We start from the raw sequence: 19,079 nt of genomic DNA, 5'->3' as shown, positions 1-19,079 counted from the left end.
CGGCCGCCCCTTTTTTTATCTAGCCTTCCAGATCCAGCGAATAGCCCGCCGAGCGCACGGTGCGGATCGGGTTCGCGCTGTCATCGCCGATGGACAGGGCCTTGCGCAGCCGGCCGACATGGACGTCCACCGTGCGGGCCTCGACATAGACGTCTGAGCCCCAGACGGCGTCCAGCAGTTGCTCACGGCTGAACACCCGGCCCGGGTGCTGCATGAAATGATCCAGCAGTCGGAACTCGGTCGGGCCCAGATGCACTTCCTGGCCCGAGCGCTTCACCCGGTGCGAGACGCGGTCGATGATGATGTCGCCGTGGTTCAGACGATCGTCGGCCAGGCCCGGCCGGATGCGGCGCAGCACGGCGCGGATGCGGGCGATCAGTTCGACCATCGAGAAGGGTTTGGTCAGATAGTCGTCGGCCCCGGTGTCCAGGCCGCGAACCCGATCGCTTTCCTCGCCCCGCGCGGTCAGCATGATGACCGGCAGGTTGCGCGTCTCGGCCTTGCCCCGAATACGGCGGCAGACCTCGATGCCGGACAGCTTGGGCAGCATCCAGTCCAGCAGGACCAGATCGGGCTGACGCTCATCGATCTGCAGCATGCCCTCTTCACCGTCGGAAGCGACGGCGACGTCGTAACCTTCCTTCTCGAGATTGTACTGAAGCAGGGTCGCCAGCGCGTCCTCGTCTTCCATCACAAGGATATAGGGCTGCACTTCGGGTCTCCGGTCTCGGCTTAGTGCGAGTTGGTCGTCAGGTTGGGGGTCGAGGTCTCGTCTTCCGCTCCCGGCAGGGCGCGCGGTCGCTCGCCCACCATGTCGTCGCCGGTGATCTCGTAGTGAACGGTCTCGGCGATATTGGTCGCGTGGTCGCCGATCCGTTCCAGATTCTTGGCCATGAACAACAGATGGGTGCAGGCGCCGATCGTGCGCGGGTCGCCCATCATGTAGGTCAGCAGTTCGCGGAACAGGGCGTTGTAATGCTCGTCCACCTCGTCGTCCGTCTGCCAGACGGCCACGGCGCGATCGAGCTCGGAAGCGGTGTAGGCGTCCAGAACGTCGCGCAGACGGGTCGAAACCAGGCGGCCCATCCGCTCGATCGAACGCGTCAGGGGCTGCATCGGCTCGGCTTCCGCCAGGATCAGCGCCCGCTTGGCGATGTTCTTGGCCAGGTCGCCTGTGCGTTCCAGGTCTGACGCCATCTTCATGGCGCCCAGGGTCCGACGCAGGTCGCTGGCGACCGGCTGCCGCAGGGCGATCAGACGGATGGCCTTCCGCTCGATATCCCGTTGCAGGGCATCGAGCTTCAGGTCGCGATCCACGACGGCGCGCGCCAAGGCCACGTCCCGCCGGGCGACGGAATCGATGGCGTCCGAGACCTGGGCCTCGGCCAGGCCGCCCATGCGGGCGACCTCGGCCGTGATCTGGTTCAGCTCGTCGCCGTAAGCCTTGACCGTGTGCTGGTTCATCAGCCGAAGCGTCCCGTGATGTAGTCCAGGGTGCGCCGCTCACGCGGATTCTGGAAGATGTCTTCCGTGTCGCCGGTCTCGACCAGACGACCCATGTGGAAGAAGGCGGTGCGCTGCGAAACCCGTGCCGCCTGGGCCATCGAGTGGGTGACGATGACGATGCAGAACCGCTCACGCAGTTCGTCGATCAGTTCCTCGATCCGCGCGGTGGCGATGGGGTCCAGGGCCGAGCAGGGCTCGTCCATCAGGATGACTTCGGGGTTCACCGCGATGGCGCGGGCGATGACCAGACGCTGCTGCTGCCCCCCCGACAGCCCCATGGCCGACGACTGCAGGCGGTCGGCGACCTCTTCCCACAGGCCGGCGCGTTTCAGGGCGCTTTCGACCACGCCGTCCATCTCGGACTTGGCGCTGACCAGCCCATGGATCTTGGGGCCGTAGGCGACGTTTTCGTAGATGGATTTCGGGAAGGGGTTCGGGCGCTGGAACACCATGCCGACACGGGCGCGCAACAGGACCGGGTCGATGGACCGATCGTTGATGTCCTCGTCGTCCATCGCGATGCGGCCGGTGACCTTGCAGCCCGCAATCGTGTCGTTCATGCGGTTCATGGTCCGCAGGAAGGTCGACTTGCCGCAGCCCGAAGGGCCGATCAGGGCCGTGACCGTCTTATCCGGAATATCCAGCGAGACGTCGTAAAGCGCCTGCTTGCCGTCATAGAAGACGGAGACGTCACGCGCCGCGATCTTGATCGGACCGGTCGGCGGAGTGGCGACCACGGTCGGGCCGCTCACAGGCGTGGCGTCTTCAAGGCGGGCTTCCACGGCGGAGGCGGCTTTGGAGGACGTGGCTTCGGGCAAGACTTGGCCGCCCATGCGAACGGACTCGGTCGGATCGGCGGCGCCGGCGCCGGTCTGGTCTTCAGCAGAACGGAAGATACGGAATTTCATTCTCTTACCACCGACGCTCGAAGCGCCGCCTCAGGATGATGGCCGCCGTGTTCATGATGATCATGAAGACCAGAAGAACGATGATCGCAGCAGCGGTGCGTTCGTGGAACGCCCGCTCGGAGGCGTTCTCCCAGATGTAGATCAGCGAAGGCAGGGCGCCGACCGGCTGGTCGATCGCATGCGGCACGCCGGGAACGAAGCTGACCATGCCGATCAGAAGCAGCGGCGCGGTCTCGCCCAGAGCGTGCGCCATGGAGATGATGGCGCCGGTCATCACGCCGGGCATGGCCAGAGGCAGGACGTGGCTGAACACCGTCTGGGTCTTGGAGGCGCCCATGGCCAGGGCGGCCTCGCGAATGGACGGCGGGACGGCCTTCAGCGCCGAGCGGGTGGCGATCACCAGGGTCGGCAGGGCCATCAGGGCCAGGACCAGGCCACCGACGATCGGACTGGCGCGCGGCAGATGCATCCAGTTGATGAACAGGGCCAGACCCAGCAGGCCGTAGACGATCGAGGGCACAGCCGCGAGGTTGTTGATATTGACCTCGATGATGTCGGTCAGCTTGTTCTTCGGCGCGAACTCTTCCAGCCAGACGGCGGCGCCGACGCCCAACGGAATGGCGATCAGGGCCGTGACCATCAGCATCAGCGCGGAACCGACCACGGCGCCCAGCACGCCCGCCAGTTCCGGCTGGGTCGAGTCGCCGTTGGTGAACAGGGCGGTGTTGAAGTGCGAACCGACGACGCCTTCGGCCTGCATCCGGTCCAGCCAGGCGAGCTGCTGGTCGGTCAGACGGCGCTGGTCTTCCGGCGTCTCCTTCGAGATTTCGCCCTTCAGATACAGGTCCGCCTCGTCCGACAGAGGCACGGCCAAGGGCACGGTCTCGCCAATGACGTCCGACCGCTTGGCGACCAGGTCGGCGGCGACGAACTTCAGCTCGGACGAAAACAGGGCCTTCATCTGGCGAGAGGCGTCGCCCGCCGCGTCGTCCTGAATGCCCCAGCGCTTCAGCTGCTGTTCGGCCGCCATCTGTTCGAAGTTCGAGCCTTGCGGATAGGCCCGGTCCACACGCGCAGGGTCCATATAGACCGGCACGGTCACGGTGTGGGTGTAGAAGGCGGTGTGGCCCTGGGCGACGATACGCACCATCAGGATCGCCAGGAAGATCATGGCGGCCGCGATGGCCAGACGGCCGTACCACTTGAACCGCGTCTCTTTCGCGTGACGGCGCTTGAGGCCGGCGCGCAGACGATCCAGCCGCCCTTTTGCGGCCGCGCCGTCGATCTGATCGGGGGTCGCGTCAGTCATATTGTTCCCGATAGGTCTGGACGATCCGGTGAGCGATGATGTTCAGCACCAGAGTGACCATGAACAGGGTCAGGCCCAGGCCGAAGGCCGACAGGGTCTTGGCGCTGTTGAACTCCTGGTCGCCCGTCAGCAGGGTCACGATCTGCACCGTGACGGTGGTCACCGTATCCAGCGGATTGAAGGTCAGGTTGGCGGCGAGGCCGGCGGCCATGGTGACGATCATGGTCTCGCCGATGGCGCGCGACACGGCCAGCAACAGGGCGCCGGCGATGCCCGGCAGGGCGGCGGGCAACAGAACCCGCTTGACCGTCTCGGACTTGGTCGCCCCCATGGCGAACGAGCCGTCGCGCAGGGACTGCGGCACCGCGTTCAGAATGTCGTCGGACAGGGACGAGACGAAGGGGATCAACATGATGCCCATCACCGCGCCGGCCGTCAGGGCCATCTGGTTCTGAACCAGAGCGAGATACTGGCCCAGTCCGTCCAGCGGTCCGCCCATCAGGAACAGGCCGATCTCGTTGAAGAAGACCCGCAGGATGGGTCCCACCGTCAGGGCGGCGAAGAAGCCATAGACCACGGTCGGCACGCCGGCGAGAATCTCGAGCAGCGGCTTGATGACGGCCCGTGTGGTTCGGCTGGCGTATTCCGAAAGATAGATGGCGGACAGCAGACCGATCGGCGCCGCCACACACATGGCGATCGACATGATCAACATGGTGCCGACGAACAGGGGCACGGCCCCGAAGGCGCCGGTGGATCCCACCTGGTCGGCCCGGATGGCGATCTGCGGGCTCCATTGGGTGCCGAACAGGAAGTCGAAGATCGGCACCTTCTGGAAGAAGCGGAAGGAGTCGAAGGCCAGCGAGGCGATGATGCCCAGGGTCGTCAGCACGGCGATGGCGGAACAGATGAACAGGGCGCCGTAAATCCAGCCTTCGACCCGGTTGCGCGCGCGGGTCTGGGGCTTGATCTGGGTCAGGGCGAACAGGCCGCCGAGAATAGCGGCCAGGATAGCGGCGACCCCGCCGCCCCATTGCAGGGTGCGTTCGATACGCACCATGCGGCGAGCTTCGACCGGAAGCTGTTCGGCCAGCGGCCGTTCCCAGATCTGAAGGGCCGGCTCGCCCCGACCGACGCGGTGGGCGTCGGCGAAGAAGGCGTCGCGGCGGAAATGCTCAAGCTCGGCCACCACATCGGGCGTGCCGGCGGCGGTCAACTGACGCTCCAGCGGCGCCGCGAAGACGCTGAGAAGGATAAGAACCAGCAGAGCGGGCGCAGCGACCCAGATCAGCGCGTAGGCGCCGTGCTGCCCCGGACGCGAGTGGGGATGCGCGCCAACGGCGCGACGACGCGCCAGCTCGCGTCCGCCAAAAAAGGCGGCGGCGCTGAGCGCGGTGAGGATCAGCAAATAAATCCAGATCATTCCGGGTCCGAAGCGGGCAGGCGCGAATCGAATGGCGACCGGGAATCCGGCTTCGACGCGGCGCGACTACTGCCTGCGAATGGTCAGCGGAATAAGACACGTTGATGACAGTTCGGTAACAGCGGCGGCCTCCAGCGCCATCAGGCGGCCGTCCGGACGTCACGGCGCTCGACCACCATGGGGAACCAGGCCGTGAACGCGGCCCCGAGCCCGGGGGCGCTCTCCACCACCAGTCCGCCCTGGTGGCGGTTTATGATATGCTTGACGATGGCCAGGCCCAGTCCCGTCCCCTGACGTTCGCCGCTCTTCTGGCCCTCGACCCGATAGAAGCGTTCCGTCAGCCGCGGCAGATGTTCCCGCGCCATGCCCGGTCCGTGATCGCGAACCGTGACAGCCGCATAGAGGACGCCGACCGCCCGATCGGGCGTCACCAGGGGCAGTCGCGTCGCGCCGGGCATCCGCGAAGCCCAGGCCTCGTCGAACGACAGATCGGACCGCACCGAAATTTCCACCGTTCCGCCCTTGGCCGAATATTTGACGGCGTTGTCGAGCAGGTTCTGCACCACCTGCAATATCTCGTCCCTGTCGCCGCTGATTGAGGCCCTCGCCTCGCCCTGATCGACCACGACATTGATCTGCTTCTCTTGCGTCAACACGCTGACGGCGTCGACGACGTCGGACGCCGCGCGATCCAGATCGACTCGCCCGGACGGCGGAATATGCTCATTCAGCTCGATCCGGCTGAGCGACAACAGGTCCGCGACCAGCCGCCCCATCCGATCCGCCTGGGCCGACATGATGTCCAGGAAGCGATCGCGGGCCGCGACATCGTCGCGCGCATGTCCCTTGAGCGTCTCGATGAAGCCGCTCAGGGACGCCAGCGGCGTGCGCAGTTCATGGCTGGCGTTGGCCAGAAAATCGACGCGCATCATCTCGGTGCGCCGCGCGTCGGTTTCGTCACGAAGAATGACCAGGGCGAGAGAGCCCTGCCCTTTTCCTTCTCCGTCGCCCAAGGGGCGTGTCCAGGCGCGCCAGCGCCGGTCGCGCTGCCCTCCGGTGGCGTAGTCCGTGGTTCGAGAGACGCCGCCGAACAGGGCCTCGTCCACGGCTTCCAGCACGCCGGGCTCCCGGATCACCTGAACCAGCAAGGCGCCCTGACTCTGGATGCGGAGCAGGTCTCGCGCCGCCTTGTTGGCCATGACGACCCGGCGGCCTGCAATGTCGTCGGGCTCGCCCCCGCTGATGATCAGCACAGGGTCGTCCAGGGCTTCGAACACCCGGTCCAGCAGCTCCGCAGTCTTTGGATTCGCCGACCGTTCGATCGGGGCGCCTGATGTTTCGGGCAAGGTCGCGACCGAAGGGGGCTGCACGTTCAGAATCCAGGCCGAAGCCGCGACGACCACCGCTCCACCGATCAGCCAATTCGCGATCTCGGGATGGATGAAGGCGAGCCCCACCATCACAACCAGGGCGATTGCGATGCTGATGCCCACCGTCCAGAAACGGGAGGTCGAGATCGGCGCCACCGGCGAAGGCGAGGATTCATAAGGCATATGCGGCGCCAGACTCGTGTGAGCAGCCTAAGGAATCCAATCCTTGCACGGATTCTGTGACGGCGCGCCGACAGACGACATTGATTTTTCCAAGCGTGGCCGCACCGTTTGTTTAGGAGTTTGGTCCAGCATGGCGCTGAAGGGGACGCCGTGGACCGGATACTTTATTGCATCGTACGTGATCACGACTGGCGGGTGAGCCTGCTGGCGGTCATCGTCTGCCTCGTCGGCATGGGTTCAGCCTCCCGCTTCATGGAGCGCGCCCGCATCACCGATGGAGCACGCCGCCGCCGCCTCGCAATCTCGGCGGGATTGATCGGCTCGATCACGATCTGGACCACCCATTTCATCGCCATGCAGGGCTATGTCGGCGTGGGCGCCCTAACCTACGATGTGGCGATGACCCTGGCCTCCACGCTGGTGATCCTGGCCGCGATAGGCGTGGCCATCTTCACCATCTTGAGCGGCGACGACCGCTGGCGCCGCGTCATGGGCGCCCTCGTCGCCGTCTCGGGCTTGGCCGCCATGCATTATCTGGGGATGGCGGCGCTTCAGGCGCCCGTGCATCTCAGTTGGCGGCCCGAACTCGTGGTCGTGTCCATCATCGGCGGCATGGTGATCGGTGGAACCACCGCCTTCTTCTACAAGCGTGGCGGACTGACACGATTGGCGACGACGGTCCTCGGCGCCTCTATGTGCATCCTGTTCCTGCATTTCGTCGGCATGGCCGCCATAACCGTGACGCCGGACCCAACCTTGAGTTCGCAGTCCGGCCTTTCGCCCGACGCCATGCGAACCCTGGTGTTCCTCATCGCCCTGTCCATCCTCAGTATCGGAAGCGCCCTGGTTTTCATGGCCTATATGGCGCGGGCCAACGCGCTGGGTCATATCCGCGAAGCGGTCGAGGCCATGTCGGACGGACTGGGCTTCTACGACGCCGATGACCGCCTGCTGCTGTGGAATGCGCGCTACGCTGAGGTGAATCCGGAACTTGCGCCCTTCCTCAGGGTCGGAATTACTTTTCGCGAAGTCCTTCAGATCGGCATCAATGAAGGCCGATATGACGAAGCCATTGGCCGCGAGGACGAATGGATCACCGAACGCATCCGTGTGCGCCGCCAGGGCGCCTCGACAATAGAGCAGCGGGTGGCCGGCGACCGGTGGCTGCAAATTCAGGATCGACGCACCGCCGAGGGCGGTACGGTCACAGTCTGTAACGACATCACGGCCCTGAAGCGCGACGCCCAAGCCCTGAGAGAGGCGAGAGACGCGGCCGAGGCGGCCAATGTCGCCAAGAGCCAGTTCCTTGCGAACATGAGCCACGAGATCCGCACGCCTTTGAATGGCGTGATCGGTCTGTCGCAGGCCCTATCCAAGACCGACCTCACGGCGGAGCAGCATGAGATGCTGGACCTGATGCAGGCCTCGGGACGCACGCTTCAGACCTTGCTCAGCGACATACTGGATCTGGCGCGGGTCGAATCAGGCAAGCTTGAACTGACCAACGACGCCTTCGAACTGGAAAGAGCTGTGCGCGAAGCCGCGCAACTCTATGCCGAAAACGCGCGTGAGAAACACCTGGGCTTCCACATTGATATCGACGTGGACGCGGGTCTCTGGATCCGCGGCGACGTGGTGCGGCTGAAGCAGATCCTGACCAATCTGATCTCGAACTCGGTCAAGTTCACCAGCCAGGGCTTCGTCGGCCTGACCGTCCAGCGTGGCCCGGAGAAGGAGGGCGCGCCCACCCTGCGCTTCATGGTCGAGGACACGGGAATTGGCTTCGACGCCGCCACCCGCGAGCGCCTTTTCAGCCGTTTCGAACAGGCCGACGGCGGCATCACCCGCCAATTCGGCGGCTCCGGACTGGGCCTGTCGATCTGCCGTCAGCTGGCCGAAATGATGGGGGGCGACCTGGATTGCGAAAGCGAACCGGGTGGCGGATCCGCCTTCATCCTGACCCTCCCCCTGATCACCTGCGAAGCGCCGGTCCAGTTGGAGGCGAAGGCTTCGCCCGCCATAGATGGCGATCGGCGTCCCGTCCGGGTGCTGGTGGCCGACGACCACCCGACAAACCGTCGCGTCCTGGAACTGATACTGAGCCAGATCTCCTCGGTGATCTCCATGGCGGAGAACGGGGCGGAGGCGCTGGAGGCGTTCCGCGCCGGCGACTTCGATCTGGTGCTGATGGACATGCAGATGCCGATCATGGACGGGCTGACGGCGACTCAGGAGATTCGCCTGCACGAAGCGACTGCAGGCGCCCGCCGAACCCCCATCGTCATGCTGACGGCCAACGCCATGCCCGAACACGTCGCCGCCGGACGGGCCGCCGGGGCCGATCACCATCTGGCCAAGCCCTTCAACACGACAGAACTGCTTGCAATCGTCGCCGATCCGGACGCTCTGCTCAAAGACGCCGCAAAGGCGGCCTGATCGAAAGCGCCGCCAAGACCGTCCTGCCGTTCCATTTACCGTCAGGGCGGTTGCACATCCGTCATGATGCGTGTAATAGCCCGCGCTCTTGAATTCGAGGGTTCATGACCCCCGCCGCGCGGGCCCAGGGTTGGCGCGGTGTTTCCGTTGTTGTTGAGGCGAGCCAGATGGCCGAGATCATTCTGAACGTGGACGTCCGCGATGGCGTCGGCACCGGCAGCGCACGCGCTGCCCGTCGCGCCGGTTTCGTGCCGGGCGTCCTGTACGGCGGCGACAAGGCCCCCGTCGCCGTGGCGGTGAACGAGAAGGACTTCCGCAAGTCGCTCTACACCGGCAAGCTGCTGGGCCACCTGGTCACGCTGAAGTACGGCGAAGAGACCCAGCCGGTCATCGCCAAGGACATCCAGTTCGACCCCGTGTCGGACCGCCCGATGCACTTCGACCTGATGCGCGTCGATCAACACGCCCCGATCAAGATCGAGGTTCCGGTTTACTTCAAGAACGCCGATGACGCGCCGTTCGTCCGTCAGGGCGGTTCGCTGGAAGTCGTCCGCCACGCGGTCGAAATCATGGTCAAGGCCGACAGCATTCCGGAAGAACTGGTCGTCGACCTGATTAAGTCGCAGATGGGCGACACCATCCGCTTCTCGGACATCGAACTGCCCAAGGGCGTCGAGCCGACCATCACCGACCGCGATTTCGTGATCGCCACCATCAAGGTCTCGTCCGCCGCCATGTCGGCCGCCGCCGATGAAGCCGCCGAGGCCGAAGCCGCTCCGACCGAGAAGACCGAAGGTTAAGCCTTCGTCGCATCGACAAGATCAGGCCCCGCCCGGTTCGCCGCGGCGGGGCTTTTCTTTGGGCGACGCACGCGGCATGAGGACGCCATGATCATCATCGCCGGGCTCGGCAATCCGGGCGCCAAATACGAGAAGAACCGCCACAACATCGGCTTCATGGCCGCCGATGAGATCGCGCGGCGCTGGCGCTTCGGGCCCGAGCGGGCCAAGTTTCAGTCGATCGTCAGCGAGGGCCTGGTCGATACGGCGGACGGACCGGTCAAGGTCCTGCTGATGAAGCCCCAGACCTATATGAACGAGAGCGGGCGAGCCGTGGGCGAGGCCGCACGCTTCTACAAGATCAAGCCGTCCGAGATCATCGTCTTCCACGACGAGATCGACCTGGCCCCCGGCCGGTTCCGCATGAAGACCGGCGGCGGCGCCGCAGGCCAGAACGGCGTCCGCTCGCTGATCAGCCATCTGGGGCCCGAGTTCCGTCGCGCGCGCATGGGGATCGGCCATCCCGGCGAGAAGGAGATGGTCATGCCCCATGTCCTGGGCGACTTCCACAAGGCCGAACAGCCCTGGCTGGACGCCCTGCTCCAGGCCTGCGCCGACGCCCTTCCCTTCGCCGCCGCCGGCGACGACGAGCGCTATCAGGGCGAGGTCATGCGCCTGGCTCCTGCGCCCAAGTTCAGTCCCCGCCAGGCGGCGCGCGGCGAACTGTAGCCTGTACGGCCTGGCGGAAACGCCGTAGAGGCGAGGCGTGAACCGTTCCGACGCCGATCATTGGTCGACATCGAAGTCGCTCGCCTTCCTGGCGGCGGTGTTCGCCCTCATGCTCGGCGCCCTGCTGCCCTTCGGGGCCCTGGCGGCGGCGCAACACGGACAGCCTCTGGTCATCTGTTCTGCAGAAGGGCCCCAGACCATCCAGTCCGGCGGGATGGACGGCCCGGTCAACAAGCATCTGGGGGCCAAGTGCGCCGCCTGCGTCGTGCCTCTCGCGGCCGCCTTGCCCGCCCCTCCAGCGCCCGAACCTGCGCCGGTCATCCGCACGGTCGAGACGGTCGTCTATTCGCCCGCCCGCGTCAGCCCGCCGCCCCCGGCGCGCGCGCCGCCGCGTCCGCCGTCCACCGCACCACCCCACGCCTGAACCAGACCCAAAGCCCGCGCCGGCCCTTCGCCCGCGCGCCCTTCTCGTTCTGACTTCAGGATCACCATGTCTCTCAAGACCACTGCGGCGCCCTGCGCCCTGCTGCTCGCCGCCCTGGCCGGCCCAGCCTTCGCTCAGCAGCCCGCCACGCCGCCTTCAGAGCCGACCGTGCTGGACAGCGTCATCGTCACCGCCCGCCGCAACGTCGAAGACCCCGCCGTTGTCGCCGAGGCGCGGGCACGCCTGTCGCGCACGCCGGGCGCGGTCGCCGTCGTCTCGGCCGAATCCTACGCTGATCGCTACGCGCCCAACCTGGCCGACGTTCTGCGCGACGCCCCCGGCGTCTATGCCCAGAAGAAGTGGGGCGGCGACATCCGTCTGTCGATCCGCGGCTCGGGCATAGGCAACTCCAGCCACAATCGCGGAACCCTGCTGGCCCAGGACGGCGTCCCCTTCAACGAGGCGGACGGCTTCGGCGACTTCCAGCTGATCGACCCGCTGATCGCCCGCTATACCGAGGTCTACAAGGGCGGCAACGCGCTTCGTTTCGGCGGCGCCCTGCTGGGCGGGGCGGTCAATCTGGTCACGCCGACGGGCCGGACGGCGGCCTCTAACCTGAGCCTGCGTCTGGACGGCGGCTCCTATGGCACGGTGCGCGCCCATGCCGAGGTGGCGGGCGTTCGCGGCGACTGGGACGGCTTCGCCGCCGTCACCGGCCAGAGCGTAGACGGCTGGCGTCAGCAGAGCGAGGGCAAGTCGCTGCACCTGTCCGCCAATATCGGCCGCAGCTTCGGCCAGGACCGCGAGGTGCGCCTGCTGGTCTCGGGCGGCGACATCCATCAGGAAATCCCCGGCAGCGTCAGCCTGTCGGACGCCCTGACCCAGCCGGAAAAGGCCAACCTGGGCAATGTCAGCCTGAATTATCAGCGCAATATGCAGTCGATCCGCACGACGGTGCAGACGCACTGGCGGCTGGACCAATCCACCGTGTTCGAGGGCGCCGTCTATGGAACCTGGAAGGATCTGGACCACCCCATCTTCCAGGTCATCGACCAGGAAAGCCGCAACTATGGCGCCTTCGGTCGGTTAGACTGGCAGGGTCAGGTCGCCGGCCTGCGCGCCGACGCCTTCTACGGCGCCTGGTACCGCCAGGGCGATCTGGACGCCAAACAGTGGGCCAACCTGGCCGGACAGCAGAACGGTCTGCGCGCCCGCAGCTTCCAGAACGGCAAGGGGCTGGACGTCTTCGGCGAGGGACGGCTGTTCGTCACCGACCGCCTGGCCCTGGTCGCCGGGGGAACCTGGGGCCGCGCCGAGCGGGACTATCAAAGCTATGTGGTCCCCGGCGTCGCCGGCACGATCGACCTGAGCGTCGACAAGAGCTTCGACTGGTTCGCGCCCCGCGCCGGCCTGTTGTGGGAAAGCGAGGAAGGCGATCAGGCCTTCGCCAATGTCACCCGCTCGGTCGAACCGCCCAACTTCTCGGCCCTGTCGCCGACCGCCGGCGGCTATCAGCCCCTGGTCCCGCAGGAGGCCGTGACCTGGGAAGTCGGCACGCGCGGTCGCCGCGGCCCGGTGACCTGGGACGTCACCGCCTACCGCGCCAACCTGGACCACGAACTGCTGAACTTCGCCATCAACGCCGCCCTAGGCATCCCCGCCGCCACCTTCAATGCCGGCCCGACGGTTCACCAAGGCATCGAAGCGGGGCTGGACTGGCGGATCGCGCCCCAATGGCGTCTGCGCCAGACCTACGCCTTCTCGGACTTCTTCTTCGACGGAGACAAGGTTTATGGCGAGAATGACCTGCCGGTCGTGCCGCCGCACCTGTATCGGGCCGAGCTGCGGTATGATCACCCGGCCGGCTGGTTCGTGGCGCCCAGCGTGGAATGGTCGATGGCCGATTCCTGGGTCGATTACGCCAATACGCTGAAGTCGCCCGCCTATACGGTGGCGAACCTGAACATGGGCTGGACCGTGCGGGACGGACTGACCGTCTTCGCCGACGTACGCAACCTGTTCGACGAGGCCTATGTCTCGAACTTCAGCGCCGTGACCGACGCCAGCCTGGCCAGCGTCTCGACCGCCGTCTTCTTCCCGGGCGAAGGCCGCTCGGCCTATGTCGGCGTGAGGATGAGCTACTGATGGCCCGCAAGGCCGCAACCCCGGCGCCGGACGATCTGTCCGGCGCCTACCGGGCCGTCTGGCGCTGGCATTTCTACGCCGGTGTCTTCGTCATGCCCGTGCTGATGCTGCTGGCCCTGACCGGCGGCCTTTATCTGTTCAAGGACGAGATCGACGCCGCCCTCTATCGCGACATGATCCGCGTGCCGGCGGTGCAGTCCCAAGCGCCCCCGGAAAGCTGGCTGGCGTCGGCGTCTCAGGCCGCCGGCGGCGGACGGGTCGCCAATCTGGTCATGCCCGCCCGGGCGGACCAGGCCGTCCGCCTGCGGGTGGATCGGCCCGACGGGGTGCAGAAGACGGTCTTCATCGATCCCCACACCGGCCGCGCCACCGGCGTCATACCCGCCGGCGGCTTCATGGAACTGGTCAAGAAGACCCACAGCCTGACCTTGCTGGGTCGGCCGTTCAACATCCTGGTGGAGATCGTGGCGGGCTGGACCATCATCCTGTTCGCCACGGGCCTCTATCTGTGGTGGCCGCGCGGACGGGCCGTTGCGACCTTCTCGCCCCAGACGAACGACACACGACGACGCCCCTTCTGGCGCGACCTGCACGCCCTGACCGGCGTCTATGTCGGGGGGGTCGTTCTGTTCCTGGCGGTCACCGGCATGCCCTGGTCGGCCTTCTGGGGCGATACGGTCATGGACGTCGTCAAGTCCAGCGGCCTGGGTCGCCCCCCGGCGCCCGTCGCAGGGGCCTGGCAAAGGGCGGAGCATCATGACCAGCCGCTCGGCGCCGGCTGGACCCTGGAGGGCATGGTCATGGCCCACGATCATGCGGGCCACGGCGCCCTGGGCCGGGTGCTGAAGACAGCCGACGACGCGGGTCTGGCCCGCCCCTACGCCGTCTCCATTCCCGCCGCCTCGGGCACGGCCTATACGATCACGACCCAGGCCCGCCGGGTCCAGGACAGCCGTTCCCTGTATATCGACGCCGCCTCGGGCCGCCTGTTGGCCGACCTCGGCTACGACCGGTTCGGCGCGGGCGCCAAGGCGATCGAATGGGGCGTCTACACCCACCAGGGCACCCAGTTCGGCCAGCTGAACCGGATCGTCATGCTGCTGGGCTGTATCGGCGTCTGGCTGCTGGCGATCAGCGGTCTGGTCATGTGGTGGAAGCGCCGTCCGCCGAACCCGTCGCGCCTTCGCCTGGGCGCCCCGCCCGCCCCGCCGGGACCGCGCGTCCGCGCCGCCGTGCTGGGCATCGTCCTGCCCCTCGCCCTCCTCTATCCCCTGACGGGCCTGAGCCTGGTCTTCGCCGTATTGCTCGATCGAGCCGTGCGGCCGATGATCCGGCGCCGTCCCGCCGTTTCCTGAAAGAACGACGCCATGAAGACCTATCTATCCCTCGCCGCCGTCGCCCTCGCACTGGCGGCCTGCAACCCGCCGCAAGAGGCCAAGACGGCGCCGGAGGCGCCCACAGCCACGGCGGCCGTGACCGCCGCCGACGCCTGGTGCCGCCCGTCGCCGAACGGGGCCAAGGCCGGCGGCTGCTACGTCACCCTGACCGCGACCACCGACGACCGACTGACCGGCGGCTCCAGCCCGCGCGCCGGCGAGCTTCAGGTCCACGAGATGAAGACCGAGAACGGCATGATGAAGATGGCCCAACTGACCGAAGGCCTGCCGCTGCCGGCCGGTCAGGCGGTCGGTCTGGCGCCCGGCGGCAATCACCTGATGCTGATCGGTCTGACCGCCCCCCTGGTCGCCGGCGAGACCGTGCCCATCACCCTGAAGTTCGCCTCGGCGCCCGAGGTGACGGTTCAGGCGGCGGTGCGCCAGCCGGCCATGGCGGGCATGGATCACGGCGCGCACTGACGCCTTTTGAAGCGCGAGCCTGACAAACCGGTTTGAACCGGCTAAAGGCTCGCGCCTCACGAGGAATCCCATGGCCCTTAAAGTCGCGATCGTCGGCCTGCCCAATGTCGGCAAGTCCACCCTGTTCAACGCCCTGACCAAGACGGCGGCGGCCCAGGCGGCCAACTATCCGTTCTGCACCATCGAGCCGAACACCGGCGACGTGGCCGTGCCGGAGCCGCGCCTGAACGCCCTGGCCGAGGTCGCGGGATCCAAGGAGATCATCCCCGCCCGCATCACCTTCGTCGATGTCGCCGGTCTGGTGCGCGGCGCGTCCAAGGGCGAGGGCCTGGGCAACCAGTTCCTGGCCAATATCCGCGACTGCGACGCCGTGGCCTTCGTGGCCCGCTGCTTCGTCGATGACGACATCACCCACGTCGAGAACCGCATCGATCCGATCGCCGACCTGGAGATCATCGAGACCGAGCTGATGCTGGCCGACATGGAAAGCCTGGAGCGCCGCCGGCCCCAGCTGGAGAAGCGCGCCAAGGGCGGCGACAAGGAGTCCGGCCTGACGCTGAAACTGGTCGATCTGGCCCTGACCCAGCTGAACGCCGGCAAACCCGCCCGCACCGCCGAAGTGTCCAAGGAGGACGCCAAGGCCTGGCACATGCTGCAACTGCTGACCGCCCTGCCCGCCCTCTATGTCTCGAATGTCGAGGAAGGCTCGGCCGACAAGGGCAATGAGCTGTCGGACAAGGTCGCCGCCCGCGCCGCCACCGACAACGCCAACTCGGTCGTCATCTCGGCCCAGATCGAATCCGAGATCGCCGTCTTGGACGACGAGGAGCAGAAGGAGTTCCTCGAGACCCTGGGTCTGGAAGAACCCGGCCTGAACCGCCTGATCCGCGAGGCCTACAAGCTGCTGGGACTTCAGACCTATTTCACGGTCGGCCCCAAGGAAGCCCGCGCCTGGACGATCAACGTCGGCGACACCGCGCCCCAGGCGGCCGGCGTCATCCACACCGACTTCGAAAAGGGCTTCATCCGCGCCGAAACCATCGCCTTCGACGACTTCGTCGCCCTGCGCGGCGAGGCCAAGGCGCGCGAAGCCGGAAAGCTGCGTGCCGAAGGCAAGACCTATGTCGTCAAGGACGGCGACGTGATGAACTTCCTGTTCAACTAGGTTTCGAAGCGGGGGTCTCCGGCTCCTTCTTCATCATGCTTTCCAACGGATTGGCGGGATCCGGCGCGCGCGGCGAGCCGGGGCAGCGCGCCAGTTTCACCGTTTTCATGTCCCTGTCGACATAGGTCAGGTTCATCACGTCGCCGGTGGCGGCCATATGAACCCGCTCGCGCTTGGCCTGCCCCTGAGCGGCGCAGGCCAGGGTGGCCACATAGCCCGCACCAGTCTCTTCAATCCGAGCGATGTCACAGGCGACGCCAGGGGCTTCGAACCGCATCGGCGTCAGGGTGATGGGCGCCCGCTCGCCCTGCGGATGGGCGCACCAGACGGGGTTGGCGGCCCAGATTCCCACAAAGCTGCGCGGGCCGCGGCCGGCCAGAGAGGACGGGCCCGGCGGCTCCACCTGTTGCATCGCCTCAGGCGTCCTGAGCGGACGCGCCGGCTCGTCCGGAGGATTGACCCCGTTGTCGCCACAGGCGGTCAGCAGGGCGATGGCCGCAACCATCGGGAACAACGCATATTTCATCCGCCTACAACACCACGGCCAAGGCTGGGGTTCAAACCCGCGCCCTCATTGAGGTTGATTCTGATAATCGTTCGCAGTAACACCTCCGCCTGTCATCAAGCGGGGCCATTATGCGCAACCTACTCCTCCTCTCCACCGCCGCAGCCGCCTTCGGTTCGGTCCTGATCGCCCAGCCCGCGTGCGCCGAAGCGGCCGACGCGCCGGCGACCGAGGTCGATCCGGTCATCGTGATCGGCACGCGGTCGGAGCGTCTGGCGTCACGCACGCCCGCCACGGTCAGCGTCATCAGCGCCGACCAGATCGAGACCATGCTGGCCACCGACATCAAGGATCTGATTCGGTTCGAACCGGGCGTCAGCGTGCCGACCTCCCCCGCCCGCTTCAACCTGGCGCTGTCAGGCGGCGGTCGCGACAGCAATTCGGGCTTCACCATTCGCGGCATGGGCGGCGACCGCGTGCTGATCATCAACGACGGGGTGCGCCTGCCCAGCGGCTTCAGCTTCGGCGCCCAGGCGGTCGGTCGCGGCGACTATAACGACCTGGACATGGTCAAGTCGGTCGAGATCCTGCGCGGCCCCGCATCGGCCCTGTATGGTTCGGACGGCGTCGCCGGCGCCGTCGCCTTCACCACCAAGGACCCGTCCGATTTCCTGAAGGTCAGCCAGGATTTCGGCGCACGGGCGCGGGCGGCCTATAGTTCGGCGGACGAAGGCTGGACCGAGAGCCTTGCCGTCGCCGGACGCACGGGGTCGGTTTCGGGCCTGCTGGCCTATACCCGCCGCGATCACCAGGAGACGGAGAACCAGGGCGAGGTCGGCGGCGTCGGCTCGGCCCGAACCCAACCCAATCCGCAGGACTTCACCTCCAACGCCATCCTGGCCAAGCTGGTCTGGGACGTGGCGCCCGGCCATTCGCTGCGCTTGACCTATGACCATCTCGATTCCGAAATGGACGGCGACGCCCTGACCGCCCGATCGGCCACGGTCCTGGCCGTCACGGGTCACGACGAAACCCAGCGCGACAGCCTGAAGGGCGAGTGGCGCTTCCAGGACTTCGCCGGCTTCGAGAGCGGTTCGGTCAGCGCCTACTGGCAGGATGCGACCACCCGCCAGTATACCTATGAAGATCGAAGCCCCGCTGTGGACCGGGTCCGCGACACCACCTTCGACAACACCGTCTACGGCCTGGCCGCCCAGGGGGCGCGCGTCTTCGGCGCGGGCGAGGCGGTGGAACACCGTGTCACCGTCGGCGGCGACTGGTCGATGACCACGCAGGAAGGCGTCCGCGACGGAATCACCCCGCCCGTCGGCGAAACCTTCCCGACCCGCGCCTTCCCCAAGACCGACTATCAGTTGGCGGGTCTGTTCGTTCAGGACGAGATCGAGATGCTGGGCGGCGCGCTCAGCATCATCCCCGCCGTGCGCTATGACTGGTACGACCTGTCGCCGGAGGTCGACGCCCTGTTTCCGGCCTCGGCCACGGGCCAGTCGGAAGACCATATCTCGCCCAAGCTGGGCGTCGTCTGGTGGGCCGACCGTCGCTTCGGCCTATTCGCCAACTACGCCGAGGGCTTCCGCGCCCCGTCGCCGATGCAGGTGAACAACTATTTCGAAAATCCCGTCTACGGCTACACCTCGATCCCCAACCCGGACCTCAAGCCCGAAACCAGCGACAGTATCGAAGGCGGCCTGCGGTTCCGCGACATCGCGGCCTTCGGGGGCGAGCTGCGGCTCCAGACCACGGCCTTCAGCACCCATTATGACAACTTCATCGAGCAGGTGGTGGCGTCGGGCACGGGCGTGCCGGGCGTCGATCCGCTGATCTATCAGTACGTCAACCTGACCAATGTCGACATCTGGGGGCTGGAAGCCAGAGGCGACATCGCCTGGAGCAATGGCCTCAGCCTGATCGTCTCCGCCGCCTTTGCGGACGGCGAGCAGGAAACGGACGGTGACAAGACCCAGCTCAGCAGCGTCGATCCGATCAAACTGGTCGGCGGCCTGAACTATGCCGCGCCTTCGGGCGTCTGGGGCGGTTCGGCCGTCGTGACCCGGTCGGAGAGGAAGGACGCCGCCACCTATGAACTGTCGTGCGGATCGGCCTGCTACACCGGCGACAGCTTCACCCTTCTCGACGTGACCGCCTATTGGAACGTCACCGAGCGCGCCACACTGCGGGCCGGCGCCTTCAACCTTCTCGACGAGAAATACGGCTGGTGGAGCGACGTGCGCGGCCTGTCCGCCGCCTCGTCCATCAAGGACGCCTACACCCAGCCGGGCCGCAACTTCGGTCTGTCCCTGACCCTGCGTCTGTAAGCGAC

Annotated in this window: 16 protein-coding genes; 9 read left to right on the top strand and 7 right to left on the bottom strand. The window is 66.6% G+C overall.

What is annotated here, in order from left to right:
• Positions 1–19: 19 nt before the first annotated feature.
• The 6 genes from phoB to ACP7CK_RS03680 form a co-directional block, all read right to left on the bottom strand.
• Positions 20–712 carry a phosphate regulon transcriptional regulator PhoB gene (gene phoB, locus ACP7CK_RS03705; protein ID WP_035307610.1) on the bottom strand — a complete coding sequence of 231 codons (693 nt, stop codon included), beginning with the start codon at positions 710–712 and terminating at the stop codon, positions 20–22.
• 20 nt (positions 713–732) lie between these two features.
• Positions 733–1,464, bottom strand: a complete 732-nt coding sequence (phoU, locus tag ACP7CK_RS03700) for a phosphate signaling complex protein PhoU (protein WP_008262987.1) — start codon at positions 1,462–1,464, stop codon at positions 733–735.
• On the bottom strand, positions 1,464–2,414 hold the full coding sequence (gene pstB, locus ACP7CK_RS03695) for a phosphate ABC transporter ATP-binding protein PstB (RefSeq protein ID WP_183195750.1): 951 nt from the start codon (positions 2,412–2,414) through the stop codon (positions 1,464–1,466). Before pstB ends, phoU begins: the two co-directional genes overlap by 1 nt.
• Positions 2,415–2,418: 4 nt before the next feature.
• Positions 2,419–3,723, bottom strand: a complete 1,305-nt coding sequence (pstA, locus tag ACP7CK_RS03690; RefSeq protein WP_008262606.1) for a phosphate ABC transporter permease PstA — start codon at positions 3,721–3,723, stop codon at positions 2,419–2,421.
• Complete coding sequence (gene pstC / locus ACP7CK_RS03685) at positions 3,716–5,146, bottom strand: phosphate ABC transporter permease subunit PstC (protein ID WP_154725192.1); 1,431 nt, start codon at positions 5,144–5,146, stop codon at positions 3,716–3,718. The genes pstA and pstC overlap by 8 nt, the downstream gene beginning before the upstream one ends.
• Before the next feature lie 140 nt (positions 5,147–5,286).
• On the bottom strand, positions 5,287–6,699 hold the full coding sequence (locus ACP7CK_RS03680; protein WP_426025152.1) for a sensor histidine kinase: 1,413 nt from the start codon (positions 6,697–6,699) through the stop codon (positions 5,287–5,289).
• A 150-nt stretch (positions 6,700–6,849) separates the two neighbouring features.
• On the opposite strand from ACP7CK_RS03680, the gene ACP7CK_RS03675 reads away from it, so the two are divergent.
• From ACP7CK_RS03675 to ychF, 8 genes are all read left to right on the top strand, one after another.
• On the top strand, positions 6,850–9,135 hold the full coding sequence (locus ACP7CK_RS03675; RefSeq protein WP_426025151.1) for an ATP-binding protein: 2,286 nt from the start codon (positions 6,850–6,852) through the stop codon (positions 9,133–9,135).
• 167 nt (positions 9,136–9,302) lie between these two features.
• Complete coding sequence (locus ACP7CK_RS03670; RefSeq protein ID WP_035307605.1) at positions 9,303–9,935, top strand: 50S ribosomal protein L25/general stress protein Ctc; 633 nt, start codon at positions 9,303–9,305, stop codon at positions 9,933–9,935.
• An 87-nt stretch (positions 9,936–10,022) separates the two neighbouring features.
• Positions 10,023–10,643 carry an aminoacyl-tRNA hydrolase gene (pth, locus tag ACP7CK_RS03665; protein WP_292148191.1) on the top strand — a complete coding sequence of 207 codons (621 nt, stop codon included), beginning with the start codon at positions 10,023–10,025 and terminating at the stop codon, positions 10,641–10,643.
• A gap of 37 nt (positions 10,644–10,680) precedes the next feature.
• The gene (locus ACP7CK_RS03660) at positions 10,681–11,067 is read left to right on the top strand and encodes a DUF2946 family protein (protein WP_426025150.1); all 387 of its coding nucleotides are present in this window, start codon (positions 10,681–10,683) and stop codon (positions 11,065–11,067) included.
• 66 nt (positions 11,068–11,133) lie between these two features.
• The gene (locus ACP7CK_RS03655) at positions 11,134–13,212 is read left to right on the top strand and encodes a TonB-dependent receptor family protein (protein ID WP_426025149.1); all 2,079 of its coding nucleotides are present in this window, start codon (positions 11,134–11,136) and stop codon (positions 13,210–13,212) included.
• Entirely contained in the window at positions 13,212–14,567 is a 1,356-nt protein-coding gene (locus ACP7CK_RS03650) for a PepSY-associated TM helix domain-containing protein (RefSeq protein WP_426025148.1), read from the top strand. Before ACP7CK_RS03655 ends, ACP7CK_RS03650 begins: the two co-directional genes overlap by 1 nt.
• A 12-nt stretch (positions 14,568–14,579) precedes the next feature.
• Positions 14,580–15,068 (top strand): copper chaperone PCu(A)C, encoded by a 489-nt coding sequence (locus ACP7CK_RS03645; protein ID WP_426025147.1) that lies wholly within the window; start codon positions 14,580–14,582, stop codon positions 15,066–15,068.
• 70 nt (positions 15,069–15,138) lie between these two features.
• Complete coding sequence (gene ychF, locus ACP7CK_RS03640; RefSeq protein ID WP_426025146.1) at positions 15,139–16,233, top strand: redox-regulated ATPase YchF; 1,095 nt, start codon at positions 15,139–15,141, stop codon at positions 16,231–16,233.
• Here the strand turns inward: ychF and ACP7CK_RS03635 are convergent.
• Positions 16,226–16,759: a hypothetical protein gene (locus tag ACP7CK_RS03635; RefSeq protein ID WP_426025145.1), complete on the bottom strand. Its 534-nt coding sequence runs from the start codon at positions 16,757–16,759 to the stop codon at positions 16,226–16,228. The genes ychF and ACP7CK_RS03635 overlap by 8 nt on opposite strands.
• A gap of 110 nt (positions 16,760–16,869) precedes the next feature.
• Here ACP7CK_RS03635 and ACP7CK_RS03630 point away from each other — a divergent pair, with 110 nt between their 5' ends.
• On the top strand, positions 16,870–19,074 hold the full coding sequence (locus ACP7CK_RS03630) for a TonB-dependent hemoglobin/transferrin/lactoferrin family receptor (protein WP_426025144.1): 2,205 nt from the start codon (positions 16,870–16,872) through the stop codon (positions 19,072–19,074).
• The last annotated feature ends 5 nt before the right edge of the window (positions 19,075–19,079 follow it).

Origin of the sequence: Brevundimonas sp. TSRC1-1 (assembly GCF_049898245.1) — a bacterium.
GTDB classification, from domain to species: domain Bacteria; phylum Pseudomonadota; class Alphaproteobacteria; order Caulobacterales; family Caulobacteraceae; genus Brevundimonas; species Brevundimonas mediterranea_A.
This window is presented reverse-complemented; position numbering and strand designations above follow the sequence as displayed.

What these genes read in the sequence shown, in the direction of transcription:
- phoU (WP_008262987.1), bottom strand. Translation starts at nt 1,464, where the DNA reads ATGAACCAGCACACGGTCAAGGCTTACGGCGACGAGCTGAACCAGATC.
- pstB (WP_183195750.1), bottom strand. Translation starts at nt 2,414, where the DNA reads ATGAAATTCCGTATCTTCCGTTCTGCTGAAGACCAGACCGGCGCCGGC.
- pstA (WP_008262606.1), bottom strand. Translation starts at nt 3,723, where the DNA reads ATGACTGACGCGACCCCCGATCAGATCGACGGCGCGGCCGCAAAAGGG.
- pstC (WP_154725192.1), bottom strand. Translation starts at nt 5,146, where the DNA reads ATGATCTGGATTTATTTGCTGATCCTCACCGCGCTCAGCGCCGCCGCC.
- ACP7CK_RS03680 (WP_426025152.1), bottom strand. Translation starts at nt 6,699, where the DNA reads ATGCCTTATGAATCCTCGCCTTCGCCGGTGGCGCCGATCTCGACCTCC.
- ACP7CK_RS03670 (WP_035307605.1), top strand. Translation starts at nt 9,303, where the DNA reads ATGGCCGAGATCATTCTGAACGTGGACGTCCGCGATGGCGTCGGCACC.
- pth (WP_292148191.1), top strand. Translation starts at nt 10,023, where the DNA reads ATGATCATCATCGCCGGGCTCGGCAATCCGGGCGCCAAATACGAGAAG.
- ACP7CK_RS03655 (WP_426025149.1), top strand. Translation starts at nt 11,134, where the DNA reads ATGTCTCTCAAGACCACTGCGGCGCCCTGCGCCCTGCTGCTCGCCGCC.
- ACP7CK_RS03650 (WP_426025148.1), top strand. Translation starts at nt 13,212, where the DNA reads ATGGCCCGCAAGGCCGCAACCCCGGCGCCGGACGATCTGTCCGGCGCC.
- ACP7CK_RS03645 (WP_426025147.1), top strand. Translation starts at nt 14,580, where the DNA reads ATGAAGACCTATCTATCCCTCGCCGCCGTCGCCCTCGCACTGGCGGCC.
- ychF (WP_426025146.1), top strand. Translation starts at nt 15,139, where the DNA reads ATGGCCCTTAAAGTCGCGATCGTCGGCCTGCCCAATGTCGGCAAGTCC.
- ACP7CK_RS03635 (WP_426025145.1), bottom strand. Translation starts at nt 16,759, where the DNA reads ATGAAATATGCGTTGTTCCCGATGGTTGCGGCCATCGCCCTGCTGACC.
- ACP7CK_RS03630 (WP_426025144.1), top strand. Translation starts at nt 16,870, where the DNA reads ATGCGCAACCTACTCCTCCTCTCCACCGCCGCAGCCGCCTTCGGTTCG.